Here is a 3,554-nt window from a genome sequence, read left to right on the forward strand (position 1 = left end):
GCCTTGACAGCGCATTTGTTAGCGCTGACAGTAAGGGGAGCCAATTCGACCCCAAGCGGAAAGCCGACCGAATGAAGAACTGGGCAGGAAACCTTGAATACGCCTCAGCCGACGTCCGGCGGCCGGAGTCCGTGGCTGAGCTCGCCGAGGTGGTGGCCCGTTCATCGCGCGTGAAGGCGCTGGGCTCCCGGCATTCCTTCAACCGGGTGGGGGATACCGACGGCGTGCACATCCTGCTGGATGCCCTGCCGCAGCAGATCGACCTCGATTCAGCCAAGGGGACGGTCCGGGTCAGCGGCGGCGTGAGCTACGGTGCCCTGTGCCGCACCCTGGAGCAGTCCGGCGCCGCAATCCACAACCTTGCCTCGCTGCCGCACATCTCGGTGGCCGGGGCAGTGCAGACCGGCACCCACGGCTCCGGCGTGGACAACCAGTCGCTGGCGGGCGCCGTCGAAGCCATCGAACTGGTGAGGCCCTCGGGCGAACAGGTGTGGTTGTCCCGCGCGGACGGGGACGAGTTCCTGGCAAGCGTGGTGGGCGTGGGTGCCCTGGGCATCGTCACCGGCCTGGAACTCGCAGTCCGCCCCAGCTTCCGGATGCGCCAGCGGGTTCTGGTCGATCTGCCGTGGGACCGTGCCCTGGAAAACTTCAATGACCTCGTGTCCGGCGCCTACAGCGTGAGCCTCTTTACCAACTACTCCGGGCAATCCATTAGCCAGGCCTGGTTCAAGGCATTGGATGAAGAGCCCGCGCTGGCGGACCTGTTCGGCGCCACCGCCGCCCTCACTCCCCGGCATCCGCTGCCGGACATGTCAGCCGAGAACTGCACGCTCCAGATGGACGAGCCCGGCCTGTGGCTCGACCGACTGCCGCACTTCCGCCACGAGTTCACCCCGAGCAAGGGCGAGGAGCTGCAAAGTGAGTTCATCCTGCCGCTGGAGCACGCGCCGGCCGCAATAGAGGCCGTGCGCAGCATCGCCGACAGGCTGGCGCCCCTGCTGTTCGTTTCAGAGATCCGCACGGGCGCCGCGGACGAGTTCTGGCTCAGCCCCTTCTACCGGCAGCAGAGCGTGGCGCTGCACTTCACGTGGAAGCCGCTGCAGCCGGACGTCGAGGCCGTCCTGCCGGAGCTCGAGGACCTGCTGCGGCCCTTCGGCGCCAGGCCACACTGGGGGAAGCTGTTCTCACCGGAGGGCCACGACTGGGAGCAGCTCTATCCCCGCTTCGCAGCCTTCCGTTCCCTCGCGTCGGCCCACGATCCCGACGGCAAATTCCGCAACGCGCTGCTGGACAGCATCCTGGGCGTACCCGCCTCCAGCGCCCGCTGAGCCGTTCACCCGCGCCGGTCCCCCGGCGCACCAAGGGTTAGGCTGGACAGATGAAACGCCGCCTTGCCGCCCTGTCCGCCGTCCCCCTGATGCTGCTGCTTGCCGGCTGCGGTGCCGTGGAGGAAGCAGCAAGCAACGCAGCAAGCGATGCTGCGTCCAAAGTCGCCACCGCTGCCGCCGACGAAGTGAAGCGGCAAATCTGTACCGTCATCGATGATGGCCTGGTCAGCGTGGAGGACAAGCAGGTGCTGGCAGGTTTGGTTTCCGCCGCCAGGACAGCGGGTGTCCCCACGGAAATCACGACGCCGTTGGGCGAGATTGCGGCGGCCGGAGACCAGGTGCCGGAAGGCTCGGTCAAGGCCTTGAGGGACGCCTGCTCGGCATAGGAACTGCCCCCGAAATTCCCTCTTTAGCCCCCTGCATCTTGGTGCTACGGTGAAATGACGAACTAGTAAGCCTGTGATACTAATCACGCGCGAAGGAGATCGTCATGGCTGAACGAGGCAACACCAAGCACAACTCCGAGCTGGATGACCAGATGCAGCACGAAACCCAAGGGGTGGTCCGCGGCAACCAGCCGGCACACGCGGAGGAATGGCGGGAGACCGAGCCGTTCCCGGACGACACGGATCCCAATGAGGTCCGCGAGGCCCTGAATCCCGTGGCATCACCGGACCCCCTCGACGATGAGGAGGGGGAACAGTGACCGGCAGCCTGAAGGAATACGCGGATCTGTACAAGCTGCCCGGCCCCTGGTGCACGGCCTACGTGGATGCCGGCACCGGGACAGTGGACACCCTCGAAGCGGCCGACGTCCGCCCAGGCAACGCACGCGCCCAGCTGGAGGCCCAGGGAGCGTCCGCTGCTGACCTTGACGCGGTGGAACAGTCACTCCAGCCCGAAGCCGGGATTCCCGCCCCGGTCTCAAGGTTCGTCCTGGTCCATCAGGGCAAGGCGGAGATCAATGAAGTCCTCGCGGGAGACCGGGTACTGCCGGAGCGGATTTCGGTGGACCCCATCCCTGACCTGTTACCGCTGGTGAAACACCGGCCCGAAGACCTTCCCTATGTTGTTGCGGAGGTCAGCCGGGAGCACGGCGAAATCAGGCTGTACCACGCAGGTGCCGGTGCTCCTGACAGCACCCGGGAAGTCCAGGGCGAAACCGAGCATGTGAGCAAGTTCCAGGGCGGGGGCTGGGCGCACCTGCGGTTCCAGCACCACACCGAGGATGTCTGGCGACGGAACGCGGACGAGGTTGCCGGTGAAATTGACCGGGTGGTGGCCGAGAGTGGTGCCCGGCTGATTGTCCTGGCCGGGGATATCCGGGCGCGCGGCCTGGTCCAGGAGCAGCTCTCGAAGGCCAGCCAGGACCTGGTATCGGTGGTTGACTCGCACACCCACACGCAGGGTGCCGATGACGCCCTCCTTGATGACCAGGTCAACCAGCGGGTCGCCGAACTCTGGGCAGCAGAGCAGCAGGAGGTCATGGACCGGCTGGCCATGCAGGAGGGGCAGGCCAACCCCGAGTCCGCCACCGGAATCGGCGCCGTTGTGCATGCGCTCCAGCAGGCACAGGTGGACGTGCTGATCCTGAATGACGCAGCCCTGACCGAGCGGACCCTGCTGGCCCTCGACTCAGAACCGTGGATCGCCACCGCCGAGGAAGAGTCCCTGGCGGCAAACGTCCTGGGCAAGGTTCCGGCACCTGCAGCACTGCTGCGGGCGGCCGCCCTGACGGATGCACGCGTGCTGTTGGTTCCCGGCCCTGTCCTGCCGGAGGGCGTGGACGTTGCCGCCCTGCTTCGCTGGCCCACGGGACCAGCCGCGCCTGCGTCGTCGTGAGCAACTTCGCTTCGCTTTGCCACGCGTGAAAGTTACTGATCGGAAGGTGAAATCGTGACTACAGCAAATGAAAACCCTGACGCCGTACCGGGAGTGATCATCCCGGAGGAGGACGCACTCCCCCAGCCCACCCGGACGGGCCATGGAAAAATGCCCGAAGATGTCGACGACGACGTTTATGAGGCGGCAGCCGAGCAGGAGCGGGTAGCAGCCGGCCTTGCCGACTACGCGCCTGGCGACGTTCCGCCGGCCACCGACCCACTGCCCCCGGAGGCATCAGAAGAGGCCGATCTCGCCCAGCGCGGCCTGCTCGGGGAAGATCAGGAAGGCCAGGGATAGACCCTCGAAACCGTGGTTGAGCCTATCGAAACCGAGCCGGGTTTC

At 66.2% G+C, this 3,554-nt stretch carries 5 protein-coding genes; all 5 read left to right on the top strand.

Going from position 1 to position 3,554, the window contains the following annotated elements:
• The first annotated feature begins 71 nt into the window (after positions 1–71).
• The 5 genes from P2Q66_RS13185 to P2Q66_RS13205 all read left to right on the top strand — a co-directional run bounded on the left by P2Q66_RS13185 (position 72) and on the right by P2Q66_RS13205 (position 3,509).
• Complete coding sequence (locus P2Q66_RS13185) at positions 72–1,328, top strand: D-arabinono-1,4-lactone oxidase (protein WP_275728724.1); 1,257 nt, start codon at positions 72–74, stop codon at positions 1,326–1,328.
• A gap of 50 nt (positions 1,329–1,378) precedes the next feature.
• Positions 1,379–1,714, top strand: coding sequence for a hypothetical protein (locus tag P2Q66_RS13190; RefSeq protein WP_079599056.1), 336 nt, complete (start codon positions 1,379–1,381; stop codon positions 1,712–1,714).
• Between the two features lie 104 nt (positions 1,715–1,818).
• Positions 1,819–2,034 carry a hypothetical protein gene (locus tag P2Q66_RS13195; RefSeq protein ID WP_079599057.1) on the top strand — a complete coding sequence of 72 codons (216 nt, stop codon included), beginning with the start codon at positions 1,819–1,821 and terminating at the stop codon, positions 2,032–2,034.
• Positions 2,031–3,170: a Vms1/Ankzf1 family peptidyl-tRNA hydrolase gene (locus P2Q66_RS13200; protein ID WP_275728728.1), complete on the top strand. Its 1,140-nt coding sequence runs from the start codon at positions 2,031–2,033 to the stop codon at positions 3,168–3,170. Before P2Q66_RS13195 ends, P2Q66_RS13200 begins: the two co-directional genes overlap by 4 nt.
• A 54-nt stretch (positions 3,171–3,224) precedes the next feature.
• Positions 3,225–3,509, top strand: a complete 285-nt coding sequence (locus tag P2Q66_RS13205; RefSeq protein WP_275728730.1) for a hypothetical protein — start codon at positions 3,225–3,227, stop codon at positions 3,507–3,509.
• Positions 3,510–3,554 lie beyond the last annotated feature (45 nt).

The organism is Arthrobacter sp. Cr_A7 (genome assembly GCF_029222765.1).
Classification (GTDB): Bacteria; Actinomycetota; Actinomycetes; order Actinomycetales; family Micrococcaceae; genus Arthrobacter.

Excerpts from the sequence above, each read along its gene's own strand:
- P2Q66_RS13185 (WP_275728724.1), top strand. The coding sequence starts at position 72 with ATGAAGAACTGGGCAGGAAACCTTGAATACGCCTCAGCCGACGTCCGG.
- P2Q66_RS13195 (WP_079599057.1), top strand. The coding sequence starts at position 1,819 with ATGGCTGAACGAGGCAACACCAAGCACAACTCCGAGCTGGATGACCAG.
- P2Q66_RS13190 (WP_079599056.1), top strand. The coding sequence starts at position 1,379 with ATGAAACGCCGCCTTGCCGCCCTGTCCGCCGTCCCCCTGATGCTGCTG.